This is a genomic window from Rhizobium sp. N122, from assembly GCF_002211295.1.
Taxonomy (GTDB): domain Bacteria; phylum Pseudomonadota; class Alphaproteobacteria; order Rhizobiales; family Rhizobiaceae; genus Rhizobium.
The window spans coordinates 332,788-357,738 of sequence record NZ_LOKU01000023.1 but is presented as its reverse complement, the minus strand read 5'-3'; the positions used below and the strand labels follow the sequence as shown (position 1 = coordinate 357,738).

Here is a 24,951-nt window from a genome sequence, read left to right as displayed (position 1 = left end):
CATGAGCGGCGGAAAGCCCGGTCTCACGCATATCGATGCCTCCGGCGAGGCGCATATGGTCGATGTCTCCGACAAGGCCGAGACGGTACGCATCGCCACGGCCGAGGGCCATGTGAAGATGGCGCCGGAAACGCTGGCGCTCATCCGCCAGGGCGATGCCAAGAAAGGCGACGTTATCGGCACGGCGCGCCTTGCCGGCATCATGGCGGCCAAACGCACCGCCGACCTCATCCCGCTCTGCCATCCGCTGATGCTGACGAAGGTGACGGTCGAGATCGCGGAAGATCCTGCCCTGCCAGGCCTGCGCGTCACGGCAACCGCCAAGCTGACCGGCAAGACCGGTGTGGAGATGGAGGCGCTGACCGCCGTCTCGGTCGCCTGCCTCACCATTTACGACATGGCCAAGGCCGCCGACAAGGCAATGGAGATCGGCGGCATCCGGCTGCTGGAAAAATCCGGCGGCAAGTCGGGCGATTTCCGACATCCGGAGGCGAGATGAACCTTCTCCCGGTCACTGAGGCCTTAAGCCGCCTGCTCTCTCGCGCAAGGCCAGTCGCGATATCGGAGACGTTGCCGCTCGCCGAGGCCGAAGGTCGCGTCCTGGCCGTCGATCTCAAGGCCGGGATAACCCAGCCGCCCTTCAACGCCTCGGCCATGGATGGTTATGCGCTACGCCGCGACGACGCGCCGGAGCCGGGCGTCGTACTGAAGGTCATCGGCACATCTTCGGCCGGCCATGCCTTTGAAGGAAGTGTCGGCAAGGGCGAGACCGTCCGCATCTTCACCGGCGCCCCGGTTCCGTCGGGCGCCGACAGCGTCCTGCTGCAGGAGGATGCCGAGAAGATCGAGGGCGGCATCCGAACCAATTTCCCGGTGCGGCAGGGCCAGCACATACGTCCCCGCGGCCAGGACTTTGCCGAAGGCGAAGCGGTGCTGTCGGCCGGCACCGTGCTCGATTTCTCGCGGCTGACGGTCGCTGCCGGCATGAACCGACCCGATGTCGAGATTCTCAAACGCCCGCTGATCGCCATCCTCGCAACCGGCGACGAACTGCTGCCGCCCGGCAGCACGCCCGGCCCGTCGCAGATCATCGCCTCCAATACGTTCGGTATTGCAAGCCTTGCCCGCAAAGCCGGCGCCGAGGTGCTCGATCTCGGCATTGTGCCCGACGATAAGGCCAGGATCACCGCGGCGATCGATATGGCGCGGGCCGCCAAGGCCGATGTCATCGTCACGCTCGGCGGCGCTTCGGTCGGCGACCATGATCTGGTGCAGGCAACGCTGATCGAGGCCGGCATGCAGCTGGATTTCTGGCGCATCGCCATGCGCCCCGGCAAACCGCTGATGGTCGGCAGCTTCGGCGAGACCCATGTGCTCGGCCTGCCCGGCAATCCGGTCTCGAGCTTGGTCTGCGCGCTGTTGTTCCTGGAGCCGCTGATCCGCAAACTGGCCTCCCTGCCGCCGGTGAAACGCGAGGCAATGGTGGAGGCCGCCGCCCCCCTGCGCGCCAACGACCACCGCCAGGACTATATCAGGGCGAAACTGTCGAAATCCGCCGCCGGAGACTGGCTCGCCGAACCCTTCGGCAAACAGGACTCCTCGATGATGAAGGTATTTGCCCAGGCCGATTGCCTCATCATCCGCCCGCCGCATGCGCCGGAGCTACCGGCCGGAGCGGCCTGCCCGGTCCTGCTACTGCGGCCGGATCTTCTGGGATAGTGCAGACTTTCAGCTGCATCAGGAAAGCGAAAAAACGCCTGCCTGCACCGCCCCGCCGCTGGACCCTGCGCCGAAATCCGCAACGGCATGCGTCGCGATACGCTGAAGTGCGCCCTGCGGCAGGTAAGCGCGATGGGGATCGCCGATCAGCACCTCGATGCCGGAGGCCTGGCAACGCCGCAGGAAAGCCATCACCCCCAATGCAAGCGCGGAATCGTAGAACAGATCGCCGACAGCGAGGATATCTGTCTCCTCCGGCGGCGGTGCCTCGATGATATCGGCGGCGACGGCCAGGATGTTCACGCCGTTGATCGCCGCGTTGAGGCCGATTGCGGCAATGGCATTGGCATCGACATCGACCGCCGTGACCGCAGCAGCTCCGGCCTTGGCCGCCGCAATGGCGACGAGCCCGGAGCCGGAGCCGAGATCGACGACGCGACGGCCGGCGACCACTTCAGGACGGTCGAGCAGATGGCGGGCAAGCACGGCGCCGCCGGCCCAGGGATAGGCCCAATAGGGCGCTGGATCGCCTTCTCCGCGGCCGGCAAGCCGCCAGAGCCCGCTCGCGGGACCCGCCGTATGGAGAAGAATTTCGGGAATGACGGGAACGGGTGAAATCGGCAGATGGGCCTGGATGAAGGCGGCCGGATCGGGATGCGGCGTGCCGGAGCGTTTCATCGTCGTCATGCTCCCTGCCTCATTTAGACACAAGTAGAAAATTGTCGTCCTAAGAGATCGCCGTCTGCCCCTCATCCGCCTGCCGGCACCTTCTCCCCGCAAGCGGGGCGAAGGGGATATGCCGCACCCGCCCCCTCAACTTTAACGCTGCGTTTGGCACGTCCCCTCTACCCGTTTACGGGGAGAGGGTCAGGGTGAGGGGCAGCCTTCGCCAACCAGGCAGCAGTGCTGCCCCATTGCGAAATCCGATTCAAAAGACCTCATGCGAATGCCGCGTGCCGTTGTTCTAGGAATAAAGCCCTCCGCCTGGACCGGCGAAGGGCTACGGCGCAATCAGCCGGGATTCTTCTTCGAGAACTTGTTCTTCGGCCCGGCGCCGCCCTTGCCCTCGTATTTCGGGCGTTCGGATTTGGCGCCTTCGGATTTCCCGCCTTCGAATTTTGGCTTGTCGTATTTAGGCTTGTCGAACTTCGGCTTATCTGATCTCGGACCATCGAAGCCGGGCTTGCCGGGTTTCTTGCTCCAGGGTTTGCTATCGCGTCTTTCCTGGCCGCCATTGTCGGCTGCAGCATATCCGCCGCCCGGACCCTTGCCGAACTTGTTTTTCGGGCGTTCGTCGCGGAACGTGTCGCCGGGCCGTTCGTCACGCGACGACTTGCCGGCGTAGGGCTTCGGCGACGGCGCCCGGCTGAAATCCGGCGTGCCGGAAAGCCTGGTCACGCGGATGCCGCGTTCGAGCGCCTTGTTCGGGCCGATCGCCGCCAGGAAGCTTTCGGCACTCGCTGCCGCGATCTCCACGAAGGTTTCCTCGGGCTGCATCTTGATCGCGCCGATCTCGCGCTTCGTCACATTGCCGTTGCGGCAGAGCATCGGGATCAGCCAGCGCGGCTCGGCATTCTGCTTGCGCCCGACCGAGACGGAGAACCAGACGCTGGCGCCGAAATCCTCGCGCGGTCCCTTCTGCGCCGGCTCGTAAGACTCGGCATTGTCGCGGCGCTTGCGGCTGCCCCCATCCTGCACGGTGACCTCGATCAGGTCCTCCGGCGCCGAATGATTGGTGCGGTAGAGACGCAGGAAGGCGGCGGCGAGCTTTTCGGCGCCGTGGCTGGAAAGCAGTTGCTGCACCAGCCCCTGCTCTTCCTCCTGCGCCGCTTCGCTGAAGATCGGATCGGCGAGCAGCCGCTCGTCGTCGCGCTCATTCACCTCTTCGGCCGAAGGCGGGCGAGCCCAGGCGGCCGAAATACCGGCATTCTCGAGCAGGCGCTCGGCCTTGCGCCGTGCATTCAGCGGCACGATCATGGCGCTGATACCCTTGCGCCCGGCCCGGCCGGTACGGCCGCTACGGTGCAGCAGAGTTTCCGGATTGGTCGGCAGGTCGGCATGGATGACCAGATCGAGGCCCGGCAGGTCGATGCCGCGGGCAGCGACGTCGGTCGCAATACAGACGCGGGCGCGGCCGTCGCGCATCGCCTGTAGCGCATGGCTGCGTTCATTCTGCGTCAACTCGCCCGAAAGCGCCACCACGGCGAAATTGCGGTTGTTGAAACGCGACGTGAGATGATTGACGGCAGCGCGCGTCGAACAGAAGACGATGGCGTTGGTCGCCTCGTAATAGCGCAGCACGTTGATGATCGCGTTCTCGCGGTCGCTCGGGGCCACCATCAGCGCGCGATATTCGATGTCGATATGCTGCTTTTCCTCGGCGGCGGTGCTGATGCGCACGGCATTGCGCTGGTAGCTCTTGGCAAGCTTGGCGATCGCGGCCGGCACGGTTGCCGAAAACATCAGCGTCCGGCGTTCGTCCGGCGCCGAATCGAGAATGAATTCCAGATCTTCACGGAATCCGAGATCGAGCATCTCGTCGGCTTCGTCGAGCACGGCGGCCTTCAGTTCCGACATGTCGAGCGCCCGGCGGCGGATATGGTCGCAGAGACGACCGGGCGTGCCGACGACGATATGCGCGCCACGTTCGAGCGCTCGACGCTCGCTGCGGATGTCCATGCCGCCGACGCAGCTGACGATGACGGCGCCGGTCATCTCATAGAGCCATTCGAGCTCCCGCTTCACCTGCAGGGCAAGTTCGCGCGTCGGGGCGATGACAAGCGCGAGCGGCGCGCCGGCATTGCCGAAGCGTTCCCCGCCCTCAAGCAGCGTCGGCGCCAGCGCCAGGCCGAAAGCGACGGTCTTGCCGGAGCCGGTCTGGGCCGAGACCAGCGCGTCGGAAGCGGCGAGGTTGGGATCGAGCATCGCCTTCTGCACCGGGGTGAGTTCGGCGTAACCGCGCTTCTGCAACGCCTTGGCGATCGCCGGAACGACGCCGTTGAATTCTGTCATGGGTTTCGATCTTTCGGAGCTGTCAGGCGCGAAATGCGCCATGGCCGGAGCCAGCCGGCGGGGTATTTGTGCCGTTCCTAGCCGCTCCGGCGGCGATTGTCAAAGCGTGCGGCTGCGCCACAGCCAGGTGTCGATATGGCTCGCCCGGCCGCGCAACGCCGTTTCCAACGGACCCTCCATGCGGCCGGCCCGCAGCAGCACGCTGTCGGGGCCTGCCGCACGGACGATTTCAGCGCTCAGCGCCAGCTCGACGCCATGGAGGGCGGCCACCTCCATCAGCCGGCTGCCGACATTGATGGTGTCGCCCGCCGCCGTGATCTGCTGCCGGTCGCCGGTGCCGAGCCGCGAGGCAACGATCGGCCCGCAATGGGCGCCGACCTTGAAGCCGATTTTCTTCTCGGCAAAGCCCGCATGCGCCTGAAGCCAGGCCCGGGTGCGCTCGCACAGGCTGACGGCGCAGGCGACGGCCCGGGCGGCGTCGTCAGCGGCAGGTTCAGGCAGTCCGAACAGGATCATCGCCCCGTCGCCCATGAAGCTGGTGATGGCGCCGCCGTGAGCGCGCGTCTCCTCGTCGATCAGTTCGAAGAAACCGCTCAGCACCTCGCTGACCTTGACCGGCCCGAGATTTTCACTGAGGCCGGTGAACCCCGAGAGATCGATGAAGATGACGGCGGCGTTCTGGCGCACCGGCTGGGCAAGGAAATTCGGATTGCGCGCCAGCCACTCGCCGAGACCCGGCGCCTCGATGCGCTGCAAGAGCGCGCTCTGCTCGGCGAAATGGCGGGCGCGGCCGCGGTCGAGCCAGAGTTCGGCTGCGCCGAAGATCAGCGCCGGCGGCAGCGCCGCGGCGATCGGCAGCGCCGCGCTCAGCCAGTAGCCGTGCGCAAAGGCCGACAGATTGAGCACCGCCCAGACGATCAGCGTCAGCACGATGATGACATAGCCCGCAGCACTCCGCCGCCAGGCGATCAGCGAAACGAGCACGAGCGGCAGCCCGACGGCGGTGCCGGCGTCGATCAGCCGGATCCTGTGGTCGCGCATCATGCCGTCGCCGCTGACGAGATGGGTGATTGCCGTCGACATAACTTCGACACCAGGCATGACGGGGTCGAATGGCGTCGGGAAGACATCGCCGCCGCCGGTGACCGTCGAACCGATGACGACGATGCGGCCGGCAACGGCATCTCCAGAAAGCTTGCCATCCAGCGCATCGGCGGCGCTCAAGGTGGCGATGCTGCCGCGCCCGCCGTAGAACGTCACCGGCAGGCGCTGGCCGATATCGGTGGGGATACGCAGCTTTCCGAGCATTATGGCATAGGGCTCGATGCTGGGATCGGCGCCGAGCGCCACCGACGCGGCACGCAGCGGAAAGGCCGGATCCAACCGATCCGCACCACGCGAAATCAGCGGGATGAAGCGCGGCGTGCCGGTCTGATCAGTGGCGACATTGACGACGCCGACCGCGGCGGCTTCGGCGAAGCGGGGAAGCGGCAACAGAATCTGGTTTGCCTCGGGGATGGCTGCAAGCGGATCGTTCGCCGCATTGCTGACCTCTTGGCGGCTTCTGGCAAAGGTGGCCGCGGCGGCAATTACGCTCGGCCCCTCGACAAGGGCGGCAGCCAGCGCCGCATCGCCCTCCTCCGGCCCCGGATCGACGAGCAGAATGTCGAGCGCCAGCGCCTTCGGCTTTAAGGCGGTGATTGCGCCGACCAAGCGCGCAAGCGTGGCCCGATCAAGCGGATAGCCGTGGGTGGCAGCGGTGCGGTCGTCGATGGCGACGATCGAGACGACGGGAGGCGGCGTCTTCGCCCCGATGACGACGCTGCGGATATCGGCAAGCGAGGCCTCCATCCGGTCGAGCAGCCCGCTTCCGCCATTGAGATTGGCATAGCCGAGTGCCGCCCCCCAAAGACCGGCGAGCAGCAGCGCGATCACCGTCTGCAGGCGATGGTTCATGGACTTATTGGCCGAGGCGGGCAAGAAGGGCGGCGGCGCGCGGCGCCGGCCAGCGACGCACGACGAGCGGTTCCCTGCCATCGCTGACGTCGACGCCCTCGCCCGGCGACAGCACCACTGGCTCGCCCGCCGGCCGGCGGACGGCCACACTGCCTCTGACGACCAGCACCGAAGTCTTGCCACTGGCGACGTCGACGGCCCATTGCGTGCCGCGCACCGCAGCGATCGCCTGCGGCGTCACCACCTGAAAACCGCCGGCGTGCTGACTGCTGTCGACATCGACGAGGATCGCCTTGCGCCGCAGCGACGCCGAATCGGGACTGCCGTCCCGGTTGCGGTCGGCAAGCCGGAAGGAAGCGCCAGCCTCCGCCGTCACCTTGACGCCGCCCGGGCAAGTGAACACCTGACGGGCGCCGGCATCGCGCGAGATGGTGCAGCCGGCAGACTGCGCAAAGGCCGCTCCATGCGGAATGAAGCCGACAGCGAGTGCGGCGGCAAGCAGGCTGCGAAAGGTCCTATGCATGGAAAGCCCCCATGACCGGGCGGACAGCTTTTTCGAAAGCGCCCGCCAACCGTCTTCTTCCATGTCGGGCATGATAGCCGAATTCGGATATTTCCCTAGGCAAAAAAGCAAACCGGCACTCCCCTTATGCGCCGCGGCTGGTTTCGGGCGCCGGCCCGGCATAACGCGCCCGCGGCCGGATCAAGTCGCCGCTGTCGATCTGCTCCATCGCATGCGCCAGCCAGCCGGCGGAACGGGCAAGCGAAAACAGGATGATCGGCGCTTCCCGCGGCAGATCGAAGCTGGCGGCCATCGCGGCAAGCGCGAAATCGACGTTGACCTTCTCACCGACCATCTCCTCGCCGGTCTGCCGCACCTCGGCAAACGGCTGCGGCAGGGGAAAATGCGAAAGCAGCGCGTGCGCCCTGATATCGCCGTCGGGATAGAGCGGATGGCCGAAGGCCGACAGCCTATGGCCCTGGGCAAGCGTGCGGCGGATCGCCTGCTCCGCTCCAAGGGTGGCAGAGGCCGCGATCAAGCTGTCGACGCCCTGCCAGGCGGCGCCATGCAGCGGCCCCGTCAGCGTCGCCAATCCGGAAAGCACGGCGGCCGAAAGGGCGGCGCCCGCCGACGCCGTGACCCGTGCCGCAAAGGTCGAGGCGTTGAGTTCGTGATCGGCAAGCAGCACCAGCGCCCGGCGCAGGCAATCGGCAGCATCTGGCCGCCGCCAGCTCTCTGCAAGCCGCAAATGCAGCGGCTGGTCTGAAGGCCCCGGCGCCAGCGCATCGGCGACCGTAGAGAGCACCCCGCCCGCGTCCCGGCGAAGCACGGCTTGCGAGCGGCCGAGTGACGGCAGATCGGATGTCACCCGCCGGGCAAGCGCCAGGAATGCAGCCTGGAGCGATGGAGCCGCATGGTCCGCTGCAGTGCCGGAAGCAAGTACTTCCGCACCGTTCCAGAGCAATGCCGCCGTCTGCTCCAGCGTCGCCGCCTCGGAAAAATCGGCCGCGTCTCGTCCGCGATAGAAAAGCCGTCCGGCTGTGATGGTGGAGATCGCCGAGGACAGCACCGGGTCGCCCCAGCGGATCGTCTCGGCGGCAACCGTTTCGGCCTTGCGGCGGCCGGCATGGCGTTCGGCCAGCCGCTTCACGTCCTCAGCCTGATAGAGGCTGCGGCGCGGGTCTGCGGGATCGGGTTTGGCGCGGATGCGCCCGCGGCTGACATTGGCGTAGAGCGTCTGCGGCTTGGTCTTCAGCGCCTGCAGCGCTTCCTCGGCAGTCAGCCACGGCATCACAGCCTCATGTTGATCGATTACATCAAGATTGACGTCAATGAGAGTAGGTCGGATCATCCTTGTCGTAAAGGAGAAACAATATGAAAAATGGCTTGGAAGACGTCATTGCCGCCGAAACGCAGCTCTCGGATGTCGATGGCGAAGGGGGGCGGCTGATCATTCGTGGTGTATCGCTCGATCATCTGGTCGCAGACTGCAGCTATGAGGGTGTCGCCGCATTGCTGCTCGATGGGCTGATGGAGCGAAGCTTCGATGAAGCGCAATTGCGCGAGTGGCTGGCGAAAGCGCGGGCCGGGACATTCCACCATGTCGAGGCCGCTGATGCCTCGATACTGGCGCTGCCGCCGGTCGATGCGATGCGGGCGCTGATCGCCCGGCTGCCCGATGGCGAGGATTTTGATACCGCACTCAGCCTTCTCGCGGCGCCCGCGGTCTTCCTGCCCGCGGTTCTGCGCCTGCAGCGCGGTGAAAAACCGATCGCGCCCGACGTCTCGCTGCCGCAGGCGGCCGATATCCTGCGCATGCTGACCGGACAATTGCCGACCAGGGAGCAGACAGCGGCGCTCGATACTTATCTGGTGACGATCTCCGACCATGGCCTCAATGCCTCGACCTTCGCATCCCGCGTCATCGCCTCGACCCAGGCCGGCCTTACCTCTTCGGTGCTCGCGGCGGTGAGCGCACTGAAGGGACCGTTGCATGGCGGCGCGCCGGGGCCGGTGCTCGACATGCTGGATTCGATCGGAGCCGCCGAGAATGCCGGCCGATGGCTCGGCGAAGCGCTTGATCGCGGCGAACGGCTGATGGGCTTCGGCCACCGCATCTACCGCGTCCGCGATCCGCGCGCCGACGCCTTGAAAGGCGCGCTGAGGCCGCTGATTGCCTCGGAACAGGTGGACAGCACCCGCGGTGCGCTGGCCGAAGCCGTGGAGGCTGCCGCCTTGGCGATCCTCAAAGCGCGCAAGCCGGACCGGCCGCTCGACGTCAATGTCGAATTCTACACCGCGCTGCTGCTCGAAGCGCTGGGCTTCCCGCGGGACGCCTTCACCGGCGTCTTTGCAATTGGCCGCACCGTCGGTTGGCTGGCGCATGCGCGCGAACAGGCACTCGACGGCCGGCTGATCCGTCCGGGCTCGGTCTATATCGGCCCGCTGCCGGCCGCGGCCTGACGATTGGCTTCGGCGGCGGGGCAGCCCTGCCGCCGAGCGTCAGCCGCCGACGAAAGCGGCGAGGTTGCCGAGCGTCGAACGGCAGCCTTCCTCATTGTCTTCAAGGCGGATGCCGGAGGGGACGTTGTCGCAGACCATCGTCACAGCGGTGCCGCCATCCACAGGCGCCAATGTCGTGCTGACCGTCATCTCCCCGGAAAAGCTTTCGTTGTCGGAATCGAAGACCGTGGCCCAGACGATCCGTTCGTCAGGCACGAGCCTTGCGAAACGGCCCTCGAACCTGTCGGTCTTGTCGGAGGTCTTGCCTGGCTGCGACGCCTCCTCATCGGCATAGACCAGCGACATGCTGAACGCGCCGCCTTCCCTGGCCTCGAAGGCATTGACGACGCCCCTCATCGAAACGGGTGGAAGCCAGGTGGCGACTGCCTCTGCATCCAGGAAGGCACGGTAGATGCGCTGGGGCGGCGCGGCGATGAAGCGTGAAACGGTAGTGCTGCGTCGGGTGGCCATGCCGGCAAAATAGAGCGCCGCAAGCACTTGCCCAGATCGCGCTTGAAATCGCGCGATCTGGATCGTCACTGTGGTCAGACGAGGCGGCTCTGTTCCGTCGCCGCTTCGATGAAGCTCGCAAACAACGGATGCGGGTCGAGCGGCCGGCTCTTCAGTTCCGGGTGGTACTGCACGCCGATGAACCACGGATGATCGGGATATTCGATCGTCTCCGGCAGCACGCCATCCGGCGACATGCCCGAGAAGACCAGGCCGCAGCTCTCGAGCCGGTCCTTGTAGTCGACATTGACCTCGTAGCGGTGGCGGTGACGCTCGGAAATATCGGTGGAACCGTAGATATCCGAGATCTTCGTGCCCTTCTTCAACGCCGCCTTATAGGCGCCGAGGCGCATCGTGCCGCCGAGATCGCCGGCTGCCGTGCGCTTCTGCAGCTCGTTGCCCTTGACCCATTCGGTCATCAGGCCGACCACCGGCTCCTTGGTCGGGCCGAATTCGGTCGAGGAAGCGCCGGACACGTCGGCGAGATTGCGCGCCGCCTCGATGACCGCCATCTGCATGCCGAAGCAGATGCCGAAATACGGCACCTTGCGTTCGCGGGCGAAGCGGGCCGCGTGGATCTTGCCTTCCGAACCGCGTTCGCCGAAGCCGCCGGGCACGAGGATGCCGTGCACCTTTTCCAGATAGGGCGCCGGATCTTCCTTTTCGAAGACCTCGGACTCGATCCATTCGAGCTTGACCTTGACGCGATTGGCGATGCCGCCGTGATGCAGCGCCTCGATCAGCGATTTATAGGCATCCTTGAGGCCGGTATATTTGCCGACGATCGCGATCGTCACTTCGCCTTCCGGGGTGCGGATGCGGCTGCAGACCTCTTCCCAGGGGTCGAGACGCGGCTTCGGCGCCGGCTCGATGCCGAAGGCTGCGAGCACTTCGTCATCAAGGCCTTCCTTGTGGTAGGCGATCGGCACGTCGTAGATGTTGGCGACGTCGAGCGCCTGAATGACGGCCGACGGGCGCACATTGCAGAACAGCGACAGCTTGCGCCGCTCGGCTTCCGGAATTTCGCGGTCGGCGCGCACCAGCAGGATATCGGGATGAATGCCGAGCGCCTGCAGTTCCTTGACCGAATGCTGGGTCGGCTTGGTCTTGAGTTCGCCGGCCGCCGGAATGTAGGGCATCAGCGTCAGATGGACGTAGACGGCGGTGCCGCGCGGCAGGTCGTTGCCGAGCTGGCGGATCGCCTCCATGAACGGCATCGCCTCGATATCGCCGACCGTGCCACCGATCTCGCAGATGACGAAGTCGTAATCGTCATTGCCCTCGATAACGAAATCCTTGATTTCGTTGGTAACGTGCGGAATAACCTGCACCGTCGCGCCGAGATAGTCGCCGCGCCGTTCCTTGTCGATGATGTTCTTGTAGATGCGGCCGGTGGTGATGTTGTCGGTCTTGGTCGCCGAACGCCCCGTGAAGCGTTCGTAGTGGCCGAGATCGAGATCGGTTTCCGCGCCGTCGTCGGTGACGAAGACCTCGCCGTGCTGGGTCGGGCTCATCGTGCCCGGGTCCACATTCAGATAGGGGTCGAGCTTGCGAAGCCGCACCCGATATCCACGGGCCTGCAGCAACGCTCCGAGAGCCGCGGCCGCAATTCCTTTTCCGAGGGAGGAAACCACGCCGCCAGTGATGAATACGTATCGCGCCATGGGATTCACCGGATACCTTTTCAAAAACGATTCCACCAGCCCCAAAAATTCTTTTCCGGAACTTTCGAAGCCTGGCGAAGGAATCTGAACAAAAGAAAACCGGCAGACCCGAGGGCCTGCCGGCGGTTTATGTCGAAGACCGGTTTACTGTCCCGTCGGGACGCCGGCGGGCTGAGCCGGTGCCGGCGCGGCCGGAGTTGCGGGCGCGGCCGGAGCAGTCGTTGCCGGAGCCGTCGCTGAAGGTTCGCTGGCAGCCGGAGTCGCCGGAGCGGTCGTTGCCGGAGTCCCAGTTGCCGGAGCTTGAGCGGCGGGGGCCTGCGGTGCGGGCGTGGCAGCACCGCTGCTCGGAACGCCATTGCCGGCCGGCTGGCTGGCTGGAGCCTGCGCGCCGCCGCCGAGCGAATCGAGAATGCCGTTGCCCTGGCCGCCCGTTGCCGGGATGCGGTCGAGGATATCGCTCGGACGGCCCTGGTAACGCGTCAGAACGCCGAGGCCGAGCGAGGTCAGGAAGAACAGGGTCGCCAGGATCGCGGTGGTGCGCGTCAGCGCATTGGCCGTGCCGCGCGCCGACATGAAGCCCGAACCGCCGCCGATGCCGAGGCCGCCGCCTTCCGAGCGCTGGATGAGCACCACGCCGACAAGGGCGAGCACGATCATGAGATGAATGACAATCAATACGGTCTGCATGGGTCCAGTCCTGCCCGCCTGGAGACGGACAAAGTTAAGAATTCTGGCGGCTCTTTACATGAGGCTTTCATCTATTCCAAGCCCTTCGGCCCGGAATAAGCCCCGGGATAAACGAATAACCCGGGAATAAAAACAATGCCTCAGGCGAGCAACGCCTCATAGGCCCGGTAGATGGCGAGGAAGTCAGCCGCTTTCAAGCTCGCCCCGCCGATCAGCGCACCGTCGACATTGGCGATGCCCATCAGCTCGCCGGCATTGGCCGGCTTGACCGAGCCGCCATAGAGAAGACGCATCTTGCGGCCTTCGTCGCCGAAGCGGGCCACGAGCTCGGCACGCATGAAGGCATGCGCCTTTTCGACATCGCCCGCCGTCGGCGTCACACCGGTGCCGATCGCCCAGATCGGCTCATAGGCGATGACGGTGTTCTCGGCGGTGGCGCCGTCCGGAACCGAGGCGGAAAGCTGACGTTTGATGACGTCGAGCGCCTGGCCTGTCCGGCGTTCATCGGCCGTTTCGCCGATGCAGATGATCGCCGTCAGCCCGGCGGCGAAGGCGGCCTCCGCCTTGGCGCGGACCAGGTGATCCGTTTCGGCATGGTCGGTGCGCCGCTCGGAGTGGCCGACGATGACATAAGTGCCGAAACAATCGGCAATCATCTCGGCCGAGATGTCACCGGTATGCGCACCCGACGGGTTCTGATGGCAATCCTGAGCGCCGATCGCCAGCGGGCTGTCGGTGCAGAGCGCCGTTGCCACGTAGAGCAGCGTCGCCGGCGGGCAGATCAGCGCTTCGATCTTGTCGGCAAGCGGCGAGGAAACGCCCTCGGCGATCGCCTTGATCTGATCCAGGGAGGCACGCATGCCATTCATTTTCCAGTTTCCCGCCACGAGCGGGCGCACGTCAGGTGTCATGCCAGCCTTCCAATTTCTGCGTAGGCCTTGGGCCATATCAAAAGCGCGCGGCAAAGAAAAGCATCATGCCCTTGACGTAAGGGGAATCTCGGCGATCCCGCCTATATTTCTGCGGAATTCAATCGCTAACCGGCAAGAATCCAGTTCAAGACCCGGCGCCAGTCGATCATCCGGATCGGCGTCCCGTGATTGCCGGTCTGAAACAGCGTGAAGTGCGTCGGATATTTGGCCTTGTGCAGGCTTTCGAACAGCGCCTGCTGGGTGCTGGCGGCATAGACCGGGTCGCGGCTGCCATGGGCGAACCAGAGCGGCAGCTTCGCCTTGTAGAAGGCGCTCCTGGTGAAATCGGGATCGCTGACGCCGCTCATGACAAGCATGCCCTTCAACCGCTTGACGCTGCCCTCGTCGCGGGCAATGCCCCAGCAGACCTGGCTGCCCATCGAGGCGCAGGACAGGATGATCGGCCGGCCGGCCGATTGGGCGCTGGCGTAGCGGATGAGGCCGGCGATGGCCGCAACGCCATTGCTGTCGAAACTCCTGACCGTCGGCGAATAATAGACGCCGCCATTGCCGGCGACGAGGTTCTTCAGCCTGTTGAAATTGCCGCCGAAGCTGTAGTCGTTGGCGCCCAGCCGGCGGTCGCCATCGCGGCCATGGATGAAAATCACCGTGAATGCGGCATTCTGGGCCTGTCCCACCCTGGTGACATCGAGCCGGATGCCGTCCAGAGACAGCGTCTCGTCGACTTGGGCCTTGCGGATGCCGAGCGCCACATATTTCTGCTGCACCCGCTTTTGCGGGATCTGGTCGCGGCCGTTGATATCGCGAATCTCGTCATAGCCGATGACCTCGAAGGCGCCGTCATCGCCCGTCTGCAAGATGGCCTGCTGCGAAAACAGATCGTCCTTGAACGGCGGCAGCGCATCGCCTGCCCTGACCGGCCCGGCAGCCGACAAAATAGCCGCGGACAGGAAAAAGGCCGCAATTGCAGTGATGATGGTGCAATGACTTGTGGACATTCGCATTCGGATGGTTCCTGAAGCCTGCCGCCGCTTGCCATTCGGCGCCCGGCAACGCAAATCATGGGTGAAAAGCCGCCAAAACTGGCGGTGTCGCGTATAGAGGTGCTTTCTGGCAAAATCTGCCTGATTCGCAAACGTGACATGAAATGCGGTGATTTTGGGTCGGCGGCGGATGCAAGCCCCAAGCCTGACCCAAGACAGGATGAAGATCTGAACGGCTCCATGGACGATAGCAACGACCTCTTTTCCGGAATGCCCCTCTCTGAAAAACGCGAGGAGGCGCAGAAGCCTGCGGCCGAACGGCCGGCGGTGACGGCTGCGCCCGCTGCTGCCCCACCTGCTGCTGGAGCCCCCTCTGCTGCGGGAGCCTCTGCGCGCCCGGCACCTACCGCGTCGAATGCCGATGAATACGGCGCCTCGTCGATCCGCGTCCTCGAAGGCCTCGAGCCGGTGCGCATGCGCCCGGGCATGTATATCGGCGGCACCGACGAAAAGGCGCTGCATCACCTCTTTGCCGAAGTCATCGACAACGCGATGGACGAAGCGGTCGCCGGACACGCCAATTTCATCGAGGTCTATCTTGATCTCGCAGGTTACCTGACGGTCTCCGACAACGGCCGCGGCATCCCGGTCGAGAACCACCCTCAGGTGCCGGGCAAGTCGACGCTCGAAGTGATCATGACCAAGCTGCATGCCGGCGGCAAATTCGACGGCAAGGCTTACGAGACCTCGGGCGGCCTGCATGGCGTCGGCGTCTCGGTCGTCAACGCGCTTTCCGACGACCTCGAAGTGGAAGTGGCGCGCAATCGCAAGCTCTACCGCCAGCGCTTCTCCCGCGGCCTGCCGCAGGGCGGGCTCGAAGAATTGGGCGACGTCCACAATCGCCGCGGTACCCGCGTACGCTTCCACCCCGACCCGCAGATCTTCGGCGATCACATGAAGTTCGACGCCGCCCGGGTGTTCCGGATGGCGCGCTCGAAGGCCTATCTGTTCGGCGGCGTTGAGATCCGCTGGAGCTGCGAGCCGGGCGTCCTGCCCGAAGGTTCCGAGGTGCCCGACAAGGCGGTCTTCCACTTCCCCGGCGGCCTGAAGGACTATCTGCAGGCGACGATGGGCAAGGAGTTCACCGTCACCCGCGAGATTTTCGCCGGCAAGACGGAGAAGACCAGCGGCCACGGCTCGATGGAATGGGCGATCACCTGGTATGGCGGCGATCCGCAGGTGCATTCCTATTGCAACACCATCCCGACCCCTGAAGGCGGCACGCATGAGGCCGGCCTGCGCATCGCGTTGACCAAGGGCCTGAAGGCCTATGCCGAGCTGACGCAGAACAAGCGCGCCGCGCAGATCACCACCGATGACGTGATGATCTCGGCCGTCGGCATGCTGTCGGTCTTCATCCGCGAGCCGGAATTCGTCGGCCAGACCAAGGACAAGCTGGCGACCGTCGAGGCCCAGCGCATCGTCGAGAACGCGCTGCGCGATCCCTTCGACCATTACCTTGCCGACAATCCTAACGAATCGGCCAAGCTGCTCGACTGGGTGATCGAGCGCGCCGAGGAGCGCCTGCGCCGCCGCAAGGAAAAGGAAGTCAACCGCAAGACGGCGGTGCGCAAGCTGCGCCTGCCCGGCAAGCTTGCCGACTGCTCGCAGAACACCGCCGAAGGCGCCGAACTCTTCATCGTCGAAGGGGACTCGGCAGGTGGTTCGGCCAAGCAGGCGCGCAACCGCGCCAACCAGGCAATTCTGCCGCTGCGCGGCAAGATCCTCAACGTCGCCAGCGCCGGCCGCGAAAAACTCGGCGCCAACCAGCAGCTTGCCGATCTCATCCAGGCGCTCGGCTGCGGCACGCGCTCGAAATACCGCGACGAAGACCTGCGCTACGAGCGCATCATCGTCATGACCGATGCCGACGTCGACGGCGCCCATATCGCTTCGCTGCTCATCACCTTCTTCTATCAGGAGATGCCGGAACTGGTGCGCGGCGGCCACCTCTTCCTCGCCGTGCCGCCGCTCTACAAGATCACCCAGGGGTCGAAATCCGCCTATGCCCGCGACGACAATCATCGCGCCGAGCTGATGCAGACGGAGTTCAAGGGCAAGGCGAAGGTCGAGATCAGCCGCTTCAAAGGTCTCGGCGAAATGATGCCCGCCCAGCTCAAGGAAACCACGATGGATCCGTCCAAGCGCACCCTGCTGAAGGTGCTGATCGACGAGGTGGATTTCGAGGGCACCCGCAGTGCCGTCGACGATCTGATGGGCACCAAGCCGGAAGCCCGTTTCCGCTTCATCCAGGAACGCGCCGCTTTCGCCGAAAACCTCGATATTTAAATGATGCCTTCAAGCGCGCCGGCCGGTCGGGCAGGTTCGGCGCGCCGACATTTTAGCATCGACGATTTCACGGAACTGACGAAGAACCGTAACAACTCCGTCAAACAACCGGCGCATGAAACGGTCGACGCACCTTCTCCCGAGGGCGTCTGAACCGTTTTCCAACCCGTTGCCGGATATTTGTCATGACCAAGCGTTTTCTCGCGGCTGCCGCTTTCGTTCTCCTGTCCAGCACCGTCGCCGCCTATGCCACCAATATCGAGGCCACCTTCGAGACCGCCTGCCCCTTCGGCGACTGCGCCGCCGGCATTGCGCTCTCCTATCTCGGTGAATTCGTCATCCCCACCGGCCACATGGAAAAAGGCGCCGAATTCGGCGGCATTTCCGGCCTCGATTTCGATGCCGCCACCGGCCACTATCTCGCCATCAGCGACGATCGCTCGGACAAGGCCCCGGCTCGCTTCTATGAGCTCGATGTGGATGTCGATGCCTCGGGCCTCAAGGGTGTTTCCATCGTCAAGCATGTGACACTGAAAGACAGGAACGGCGAACCTTTCGCGGCAAAGACCGTCGATCCGGAATCGATCCGCCTCGGCAAGGACGGCATCTATTGGGGCAGCGAAGGCGACGCCAAGGTGCTGCTGCCGCCCTTTATCCGCGTCGCTTCGCCGGACGGTTCCTTCCTGCGCGAATTCAAGCTGCCGGAAGGCTTTGCTCCGACAGCCGACAAGTCCACCGGCATCCGCGATAACCTTGCCTTCGAGGATATCGCCGTGACGCCTTCGGGCGACGTTTTCGTCGGCGTCGAAGCCGCGCTCTATCAGGACGGCCCGAACCCCTCGCTGACATCAGGCAGCCTGTCGCGTATCATCCGTTATGACGGCGCAACCGGCGAGCCGAAGGCTCAGTATGTCTATCCGGTCTCGCCGATCCCGCAGGCCGCCACCAAACCCGATGGCGGCAATGACAACGGCATGTCGGAAATGCTTGCGCTTGACGACCACCGCCTGCTCGCCGTCGAGCGCAGCTATGCAGAGGGCTACGGCAACACCATCAAGATCATGATGATGGATCTGGCCGATGCCACCGATGTATCCGCCATCGCATCGCTCGCCAAAACCGACCAGCGCGTCGTCCCTGCCCGCAAGAGCCAAGTCCTTGATCTGAGAGCAATCGGGCTCGTCCCCGACAATATCGAGGCGATGTCGCTCGGCAAGGCCAAGGATGGCACCGACGTTCTCATTCTGGGTTCCGACAACAATTTCTCGACCGCCCAGAAAACGCAATTCTACGCCTTCAAGCTTCTCAAGCGTCCGCAGCAGTAAGACGCGCGGTCTGACGGCCGAATAGCGACGCTTTGTATACGCTTTCGGGGTGCGGACCTTGAAACAGCCGGGGTGATGGCCCATAACCAGAGGACAAGAAAAAGAAGAGGCGCGTGTGGGTGTGTTCGACCGTCAGAAAAGCAATCATGAACCGCGATGGCTCGGCTCGTCGGCGCCGACACGCACACCGCTGATTCCCTCCATCTCGGCGGCACGCTGGCTGCTGGTTCTGATCGTCGCGGCCGGCGTCTACTTCTTCTACGGCTTCCTCGTGCCGGTGTTGGCAGCCTTGGTCATCGGCTTCGCCAGCTGGCCGCTCTACCGCAAGCTTCTTGCCCGCGTCGGCGGCAATACGACGGTCGCCGCGACCATCGCCATCATCATGATCGTCACTTTCCTGGTCATCCCGATCGGGCTTGCGGTCACCTATACCACGGGTGAAGTGCGCACCTGGGTTGCCTGGGCAATCCACGCCAACCGCGCCGGCGCCCCGACACCGGCCTGGATCATCGCGCTGCCTTGGGCGGGCACCTATCTCGATGAGGTCTGGACCAAATATATCGGCAGCCCCGGCGCCTTGGGCGAGGTCATCCAGGCCGTCAGCGGCGCCAATATCGGCAATATCTACCGGGCCGTGCTTGCCGCCGGCGGCGGCGCCTTCCACCTGCTGCTGACGCTGCTCTTCATGCTGATCGCGCTGTTCTTCGTCTATCGCGACGGTTTTTCCTTCTCCAAGCAGATCGACATGCTCGGCGAGCGCATTCTGCCGAACCGCTGGGAGCGCATTTCCCGCGTCGTGCCGGCGACGATTAGCTCCACCGTCATGGGCATGACGCTGATTGCGATCGGCGAAGGCATCGTGCTCGGCCTTGCCTATTGGATTGCCGGCGTGCCGTCACCGGTGACCCTCGGCGTGCTGACCGGCGTGATGGCGCTGATACCGGGCGGCGCGCCGCTCTCCTTCACGCTGGTGTCGATCTATCTGCTGGCCAGCGGCTCGCATGTCGCCGGCATCGGTCTCTTCGTCTGGGGAACGGTCGAACTCTTCATCGTCGACAAGACGCTGCGGCCGAAGCTTGTTGGCGGCCCGATCAAGCTGCCCTTCCTGCCGACCTTCTTCGGCCTCGTCGGCGGCGTCAAGACGATGGGTTTCCTCGGCCTCTTCATCGGCCCGGTGCTGATGGCACTGATCGTCGCCATCTGGCGCGAATGGATCCACGAAGCCCGCAATGCCGATAAGGGAGAAACGGGACCGCAGGTTCTCATCGACGAGCAAGCCCCGCCGGCAATCCCCGGACCGCCGAAAGCAATTCCCCGTGTTGCCGAAGGCTGAAAAGAAGGTGTTGCCGAAGGCTGAAAAGGCGTTATTGCCGACGGCTGAACCGGCCTTGGCTAATCGTCATCCCAGCCGCTTTTCCATGAACAGGCTGAGCGGGTCCGGCAGATAGGTCCAGAAAGGCTCAATGTCCCGGTATCCGTATTTGCGGTAGAGCGCGATCGCCTCGGGCTGGTAGATGCCGGTTTCGAGCCGGATCGCCGACAACCGCTTTTCCCCAGCGATCGCTTCGAGCGCATTCATCAGGCCGCTGGCAATCCTCAGGCCCCTCGCCTCGGGATCGACGAACATGCGCTTGATCTCCGCCGTGCCGTCGCCAGCTTCGACGAGCGCGCAACAGCCGACGATCGTATCGCCGTTGCGCGCGACCAGGAAGCTCACCGACGGCTTTTCCAGCAAGGATAGGTCGACAAGATGGTTGCTCTCCGGGGGATAGAGCGACTGCGCATAGGCATCGGAAAGATCGAGAAGGCGGATGACGCCGTCCTGACGCGGCGGCTCCAGGGCGATGGTGACGGACATGCTGCTTCTTTCTTCCGGGCAGGCACAAGTTTTTCCCGAGATGACCAAGAGTTAATGCTCTCGCCTTCATTCGGTTGGAATTGCGCCCTCTAAGACGATGACATGCTCAATAGCCAAGGAGGCAAAATATGCAAGCGGTGCTGATCGCGATGACCATTCTCGGTTGCGACGATTCCATCAGCCAGTGCAACTATGTCGCGACAGTCGACAAACACTGGGAGAGTGTTGCCGCCTGCGATGCCGAAGCCGAACGCCGGCTGAAAACCTATGCCAATGTCAGCTATCCCTCGGTGATCGCGGTTTGCGAGGCGCCGAAAGCCATCGCCGCCACCGAGCCGCCGAAACCCACGCCCGTACCGCCGGCCGCACCCGAAGCGGTCGAACAGCACCCGCAGGGACTGCGTGGTTTTGCCGACGACATTGCTGGAAAGGTCCGTGACCATCTGCCCTCCGGCCGGAGCGTCAAGGACACGCTGGCCAAACCGGTGCATTTCGTCTCCGCCAGCTATTCCTGGGTGGTGACGCGGCTGGCTGATTAAGTGGCAGCAAACTCATTCAGTTGAAATGTCGTCGGGCCAAACCTGGGCACCGTGGAGGACGCGAAGGATCCGAATTCGGTCTTCTTGCACGATTGTATGCGGCGATATAGGGCGTGCCTGGGATGACCAACTCCCGCGTGCCTGCGATCCTTCCCGGTCTTCCGCTTTCCGGAAATTCGACGAGACGGCGAACAGCAAAAACGATTTTCTGGTCGACATGGACTGCCGCCCTTGGATTCTCGATTCAATGTATGTGAAAATATTGTCTCGGTCGGATACGGCACACCTGGCCCAAACAAGCCTCACGATTCAGCGGCCTTGCTCTTCCGCAATGCGGACGCGCGCCTCTTCTCGAAGCTCGCCTCGACATCGGCATCATCGACATCGGCTCGCGTGTCATTGAGAGCTTCAAGGACCTTTCCACGAAACCATGCGTCATAAGCGTCGCTGTTGCTGATAAGTTCGAGCGGCAGAGCCCCCTCGTTCGCCGTGCGGGTCAATAAAATGCGCACGACATCCGAGACTGTCAGACCCATATCTTCCAAAACAGCCGTAGCGCGATCCTTGACGGCAGCATCTATGCGAGTTTGTACGAGCGCGTTTGATGCCATGCCGGGTCTCCTTGAATATGGTTCAATGAAATGCAATTGAATGACATATGCCAGCCAGGATCAATCTTATCCAGCAGGAGGACGAGCAGTGCGAGCGGCTCTTGAATTTATGCGGCCGCCAGCGCCGCATACACGCGGGCCGATTGCCGCTGTTCGGCGACCCCAAGCTTTTCCACCATATCGAGCAGCTCACCGACCGCGCCATGGGCGCCGTCGTGATGGCGAAATTTTTCCAGAAGTCGGCCGCAGACGGTGCCGAGCACGCTGCCCGGCGCTTTTCTCGCGGCCTCGCGCCACAGCAACGTCGCCTCGACGAAGATCACGCTGATATCCCTCGGCAGACCGGCGGACTCGTAGAGCGCGCGGACGGCATGCATGCGCCCGGTCGCCAGGATCGAGCGCACCCGGCGCTCGCCGCACCCCGTCAGATCGACGATCGCTCCCGCGAAGAAATCCACCTTGCCGGCGCAGAGCGCATGCATCATGAAGGACGGCGTCAGCCGGCCGTTGAGGCGCAGATGTTCGACGAGGTCAGGGATTTCGCGCGGCGCGATATCGCCGGCGATCGAAACGATGGCGGCCTCGGTCGCCTCGCGGCTGATACGCTGCAGCCGCTGCAGGCCGATCGCCGCCTGGGCGAGCGGCAGCCCGACCAGCGCATTGCTGACATGCTGGGTCAGCAGTTGGCGGGCATCGGCGGGAAGATCGCTGCGGTCGAGAAGTAGGTTGCGGATGTCGCAGCCGTCGCCGAGCCGCTCGGCGATACGTTTCAGCGATTGGCTGGAGATCACCGCCCCGTCGTTTTCGAGCAGGCAGAGCAGCTCTTCCTCGTCGCCGACCTCCGCAAGCGCTGCGGAAACCGGGCGCGTCACATGCGCCCTCGCCGCGATCAGCATGCGGGTGGCGCCGTTGCCGCGCGCGGCGAGATCGACAAGATCGGCATCGCTCAAAAGCGGCGAACAGGTCACCGCATGGCAGGCCACCTCGGGCTGGTCTTCGGCGAGCGAAAGGATCAGGCTGCGCGGCGCATCGGGCGACCAGGCGATCGCCTCGGCAAGTGCCAGCCGCACGCGCGGCGACGGATCGTCGAGAAGAAAGGTCATCGCCATCTCGGCTGCCGCCCGCTCCTCCGCCGTCATCTCGGATTGCAGATAGGCCCGCCCGAGCGCGTTTGCAGCCCGGGCCCGGTCTCCGGTCTTGGCCGTTTCGATCCAACGAAGGAAAGCTTCTACGATCACGCGACGCCCCAGCACTTGAACGCGATTCCCTCGCGTTTCATTCAATGCTGCGACGGTAGCGGCAAAAGGTTTAAGATTGGTTCACCATATTTCTTAAGCCTTTATATGCCTTGCGGCCGACCTAAACCTTCGGCAGATGCGGCCGGATCATCTCGAAAACATCGCTGCCTTCGCTGTAGTCCATGTAGCCCATGCGCGCGAGGGGCCGGGCGATCGACATGTCGAGACGACCGTCCCTGACGATCGCCTCGTCTATGCGGATGCCGACCACCTCACCAAAGACAAGGACGTTTTCCGACGGTGTGCCCGACAGCGTCTTCGGCTCGATGATCTCGGTGACCCTGCATTCGAGCACCGCGAAAGCCTCGCCGACATAGGGCGCGTCGATGAGTTCGGCCTGCTTCGGCGTCAGGCCGGCGAAAGCGAATTCGCTTTCGCCATAGGGCAGCGCCGCAGAGGAAAGGTTCATCTTCTCGGCGAGATCGCGACCGACGAAATTGCAGGTGAAGACGCCGGTCTCGGCCGCATTGCGCTGGCTGTCCTTGCGCCCGGCGGACGAAAACATCACCAGCTTCGGCCGGTCGGCAACGGCGTTGAAGAAGGAATAGGGTGCGAGGTTGATCGAGCCGTCCCTGCCCTTGCTGCCGATCCAGCCGATCGGGCGCGGCGACACGATCGCCTTGAACGGATCATGCGCCAACCCATGCCGGTTGCTGTCGGTGGTGTAAAACATCAGCCCTCCCCGCCGACCCATGTCACGGTATCGGCAAGCTCCGGACGCGGCCGCTCGATCGCCGGAAATGTCGTCGAACCGATATGGATGAAGCCCGCCACTTTTTCGCCAGGCTCGACGCCGAGCAGCGGATAGGCGCGCTCATCATAGGCGAACCATTCCGTCAGCCAGTTGGCGACATAGCCGCTGGCATTGGCGGCGAGGATGACATTGAGGCAGAGCGCGCCGGCCGACATCAGCTGCTCCCATTCCGGGATCTTGATATGCGGCCCTGCCTTGCTGACGACGGCAACGACCACGGGTGCACGGGTGAAACGGGCGCGCTCGACCTGGATCATCTCCTCGGAAAGCTCGGGTTTTGTCTGAAGTGCCAAGGTCAGAAGCTCTTCGCCGAGACGGGCGCGCTGATCTCCGCGATAGACGATGAAGCGCCATGGCGCGATCTTGCCGTGATCGGGAACACGCGAGGCAAGACGCAGGATTTCCTCGATTTCGGCCTTCTCCGGGCCTGGTTCGCACATCTGGAACGCGGGGATGGAGCGGCGCACGGCGAGGTAGTCGATCAGCTTGATATCGGATTTCATGCGGGAGAAACTCTCATTTTTATGCTGCTGCAATGGGCGGGTCTTGAATTTGCCATCGCGTTGGTCTTGAAGTGGCCTTTGCGATTTCAGAAGTCAATCGGTTCACGAAACAGATGTTTGGCATTTCGCCTCTTGCACGCATCGGCCTTGCCATTGCCCTGACGATCTTGACGCCTCCAGGCGCCGGCGCTCAGGATGCCTTCAAGGAGTTCAAACAGCTTGAATCGACGTCGAAGATGCCGAAGCTCGATGCTTTCATCGCACCCGGCACGACGGCCGAAGGGGTCAAGCTGCGCGACGTCCCGATGGAAGCCAAGCTGACGGCAGATGGCACGCCCGTTGAGGAAGGCCTCTCCTGGTATGTCTTCAGCCCGATCGCCGGAGCCGACGGCAAGCTGCCGCTGATTGCCAGCGCCAAGGGCGGACCGGCTGCCTTCCAGCTCGCTCCCGGCGATTATTTCGTCAACGTCTCCTTCGGCCGCGCCGGCGTCACCAAGAAACTGACCGTGCCCGCCGACGGCGAGGTCGACAAGCAGGTGATGGTGCTCGATGCCGGCGGCCTGCTGCTCAATGCCGTCTCCGGCACCGACGCCCGCATCCGCCCCGACCAACTGAGCTTCTCGATCTATTCCTCGGAAGTGCGCGACGACGGCGAGCGCGGCCTTGTCGTGGCCGATGTCTCGCCGAATACCGTCGTCCGCCTCAATGCCGGCACCTATCACATCGTTTCCGAATATGGCAGCGTCAATGCCGTCATCCGCGCCGACATCCAGGTCGAAGCCGGCAAGCTGACCGAAGCGACGATCCAGCATCGCGCCGCACAGGTCACCTTCAAACTGGTCTCCGATGCCGGCGGCGAGGCGATCGCCGATACGGCATGGTCGATCCTGACGGCGGCCGGCGACAGCGTCGGCGAAAGCGTCAGCGCCTTCCCGACCATGGTTCTGGCCGAAGGCGGATATTCCGCCGTCGCCCGCAACAAGGACAAGATCTACCAGCGCGATTTCACTGTCGTCGCCGGCAGGAATACCGATGTCGAGGTTCTGATGAAGGACCAGCAGCCGCAGCCGCCGGTGAACGACGCGGCCCGCACGGTGCAGCAAGTGCCTGTGGGCACGCCGCCGCCGCCAGGCGTCCAGCCGGCTCCGGTGGCGCCACTGCCTTCCTACGAACAGCTCGCGCCGCAAGCCGGCGACGACTCCAGTCTCGATTGATTGGAAAAAACGATCCCGGGAAGACGGCGAAAG

At 64.1% G+C, this 24,951-nt stretch carries 23 protein-coding genes and 1 pseudogene; 8 read left to right on the top strand and 16 right to left on the bottom strand.

The features are described 5' to 3' along the window. The first annotated feature begins 1 nt into the window (after position 1). Both moaC and glp read left to right on the top strand, forming a co-directional pair. A complete protein-coding gene (moaC, locus tag ATY75_RS18550) occupies positions 2-499 on the top strand; it encodes a cyclic pyranopterin monophosphate synthase MoaC (RefSeq protein ID WP_088938699.1) in 498 nt (165 codons plus the stop codon). Beyond that, the gene (glp, locus tag ATY75_RS18545) at positions 496-1,719 is read left to right on the top strand and encodes a gephyrin-like molybdotransferase Glp (protein WP_088938698.1); all 1,224 of its coding nucleotides are present in this window, start codon (positions 496-498) and stop codon (positions 1,717-1,719) included. The genes moaC and glp overlap by 4 nt, the downstream gene beginning before the upstream one ends. A gap of 18 nt (positions 1,720-1,737) precedes the next feature. On the opposite strand, the gene ATY75_RS18540 is transcribed toward glp, so the two are convergent. The 5 genes from ATY75_RS18540 to ATY75_RS18520 all read right to left on the bottom strand — a co-directional run bounded on the left by ATY75_RS18540 (position 1,738) and on the right by ATY75_RS18520 (position 8,480). Beyond that, a complete protein-coding gene (locus ATY75_RS18540) occupies positions 1,738-2,397 on the bottom strand; it encodes a 50S ribosomal protein L11 methyltransferase (RefSeq protein ID WP_088938730.1) in 660 nt (219 codons plus the stop codon). A 333-nt stretch (positions 2,398-2,730) separates the two neighbouring features. Then, positions 2,731-4,731 carry a DEAD/DEAH box helicase gene (locus ATY75_RS18535; protein WP_088938729.1) on the bottom strand — a complete coding sequence of 667 codons (2,001 nt, stop codon included), beginning with the start codon at positions 4,729-4,731 and terminating at the stop codon, positions 2,731-2,733. 99 nt (positions 4,732-4,830) lie between these two features. Beyond that, positions 4,831-6,687, bottom strand: coding sequence for an adenylate/guanylate cyclase domain-containing protein (locus ATY75_RS18530; protein ID WP_088938697.1), 1,857 nt, complete (start codon positions 6,685-6,687; stop codon positions 4,831-4,833). A 4-nt stretch (positions 6,688-6,691) separates the two neighbouring features. After that, positions 6,692-7,210, bottom strand: a complete 519-nt coding sequence (locus tag ATY75_RS18525) for a FecR domain-containing protein (RefSeq protein WP_088938728.1) — start codon at positions 7,208-7,210, stop codon at positions 6,692-6,694. Positions 7,211-7,334: 124 nt separating this feature from the next. After that, on the bottom strand, positions 7,335-8,480 hold the full coding sequence (locus tag ATY75_RS18520; RefSeq protein ID WP_190241379.1) for a citrate synthase: 1,146 nt from the start codon (positions 8,478-8,480) through the stop codon (positions 7,335-7,337). A gap of 83 nt (positions 8,481-8,563) precedes the next feature. On the opposite strand from ATY75_RS18520, the gene ATY75_RS18515 reads away from it, so the two are divergent. Continuing rightward, the gene (locus tag ATY75_RS18515) at positions 8,564-9,652 is read left to right on the top strand and encodes a citrate synthase/methylcitrate synthase (protein WP_088938695.1); all 1,089 of its coding nucleotides are present in this window, start codon (positions 8,564-8,566) and stop codon (positions 9,650-9,652) included. A gap of 39 nt (positions 9,653-9,691) precedes the next feature. On the opposite strand, the gene ATY75_RS18510 is transcribed toward ATY75_RS18515, so the two are convergent. From ATY75_RS18510 to ATY75_RS18490, 5 genes are all read right to left on the bottom strand, one after another. Then, positions 9,692-10,162: an SRPBCC family protein gene (locus ATY75_RS18510; RefSeq protein WP_088938727.1), complete on the bottom strand. Its 471-nt coding sequence runs from the start codon at positions 10,160-10,162 to the stop codon at positions 9,692-9,694. 74 nt (positions 10,163-10,236) lie between these two features. Further along, positions 10,237-11,865, bottom strand: coding sequence for a CTP synthase (locus tag ATY75_RS18505; RefSeq protein ID WP_088938694.1), 1,629 nt, complete (start codon positions 11,863-11,865; stop codon positions 10,237-10,239). A 144-nt stretch (positions 11,866-12,009) separates the two neighbouring features. Continuing rightward, positions 12,010-12,552, bottom strand: a complete 543-nt coding sequence (secG, locus tag ATY75_RS18500) for a preprotein translocase subunit SecG (protein ID WP_088938693.1) — start codon at positions 12,550-12,552, stop codon at positions 12,010-12,012. A 140-nt stretch (positions 12,553-12,692) separates the two neighbouring features. Beyond that, positions 12,693-13,463, bottom strand: a complete 771-nt coding sequence (gene tpiA / locus ATY75_RS18495) for a triose-phosphate isomerase (protein WP_088938692.1) — start codon at positions 13,461-13,463, stop codon at positions 12,693-12,695. Positions 13,464-13,588: 125 nt separating this feature from the next. Continuing rightward, on the bottom strand, positions 13,589-14,488 hold the full coding sequence (locus tag ATY75_RS18490; RefSeq protein ID WP_088938691.1) for a phospholipase: 900 nt from the start codon (positions 14,486-14,488) through the stop codon (positions 13,589-13,591). 219 nt (positions 14,489-14,707) lie between these two features. Between ATY75_RS18490 and parE the strand changes: the two genes are divergently transcribed. The 3 genes from parE to ATY75_RS18475 all read left to right on the top strand — a co-directional run bounded on the left by parE (position 14,708) and on the right by ATY75_RS18475 (position 19,474). Then, positions 14,708-16,816 (top strand): DNA topoisomerase IV subunit B, encoded by a 2,109-nt coding sequence (gene parE / locus ATY75_RS18485; RefSeq protein WP_088938690.1) that lies wholly within the window; start codon positions 14,708-14,710, stop codon positions 16,814-16,816. A gap of 185 nt (positions 16,817-17,001) precedes the next feature. Then, a complete protein-coding gene (locus ATY75_RS18480) occupies positions 17,002-18,141 on the top strand; it encodes an esterase-like activity of phytase family protein (protein WP_088938689.1) in 1,140 nt (379 codons plus the stop codon). 115 nt (positions 18,142-18,256) lie between these two features. Further along, entirely contained in the window at positions 18,257-19,474 is a 1,218-nt protein-coding gene (locus ATY75_RS18475) for an AI-2E family transporter (protein ID WP_088938688.1), read from the top strand. A 66-nt stretch (positions 19,475-19,540) separates the two neighbouring features. Here ATY75_RS18475 and ATY75_RS18470 read toward each other — a convergent pair whose 3' ends face one another. After that, a complete protein-coding gene (locus ATY75_RS18470; RefSeq protein WP_088938687.1) occupies positions 19,541-19,999 on the bottom strand; it encodes a GNAT family N-acetyltransferase in 459 nt (152 codons plus the stop codon). 128 nt (positions 20,000-20,127) lie between these two features. On the opposite strand from ATY75_RS18470, the gene ATY75_RS18465 reads away from it, so the two are divergent. After that, positions 20,128-20,538: a hypothetical protein gene (locus ATY75_RS18465; protein ID WP_064838541.1), complete on the top strand. Its 411-nt coding sequence runs from the start codon at positions 20,128-20,130 to the stop codon at positions 20,536-20,538. A 12-nt stretch (positions 20,539-20,550) separates the two neighbouring features. On the opposite strand, the pseudogene ATY75_RS35100 reads toward ATY75_RS18465, so the two are convergent. From ATY75_RS35100 to ATY75_RS18440, 5 genes and pseudogenes are all read right to left on the bottom strand, one after another. Next, positions 20,551-20,844 (bottom strand): annotated as a pseudogene (locus ATY75_RS35100) (type II toxin-antitoxin system RelE/ParE family toxin). Next, positions 20,841-21,149: a type II toxin-antitoxin system RelB/DinJ family antitoxin gene (locus ATY75_RS18455; protein WP_088938686.1), complete on the bottom strand. Its 309-nt coding sequence runs from the start codon at positions 21,147-21,149 to the stop codon at positions 20,841-20,843. The pseudogene ATY75_RS35100 and the gene ATY75_RS18455 overlap by 4 nt, the downstream one beginning before the upstream one ends. Before the next feature lie 107 nt (positions 21,150-21,256). Then, positions 21,257-22,402 carry a DUF2336 domain-containing protein gene (locus tag ATY75_RS18450; protein ID WP_064838544.1) on the bottom strand — a complete coding sequence of 382 codons (1,146 nt, stop codon included), beginning with the start codon at positions 22,400-22,402 and terminating at the stop codon, positions 21,257-21,259. Positions 22,403-22,508: 106 nt separating this feature from the next. After that, a complete protein-coding gene (locus tag ATY75_RS18445; protein ID WP_088938685.1) occupies positions 22,509-23,120 on the bottom strand; it encodes a flavin reductase family protein in 612 nt (203 codons plus the stop codon). After that, positions 23,120-23,704: a nitroreductase gene (locus tag ATY75_RS18440; RefSeq protein WP_088938684.1), complete on the bottom strand. Its 585-nt coding sequence runs from the start codon at positions 23,702-23,704 to the stop codon at positions 23,120-23,122. The genes ATY75_RS18445 and ATY75_RS18440 overlap by 1 nt, the downstream gene beginning before the upstream one ends. A gap of 113 nt (positions 23,705-23,817) precedes the next feature. Here ATY75_RS18440 and ATY75_RS18435 point away from each other — a divergent pair, with 113 nt between their 5' ends. Then, complete coding sequence (locus tag ATY75_RS18435; RefSeq protein ID WP_088938726.1) at positions 23,818-24,918, top strand: hypothetical protein; 1,101 nt, start codon at positions 23,818-23,820, stop codon at positions 24,916-24,918. Positions 24,919-24,951 lie beyond the last annotated feature (33 nt).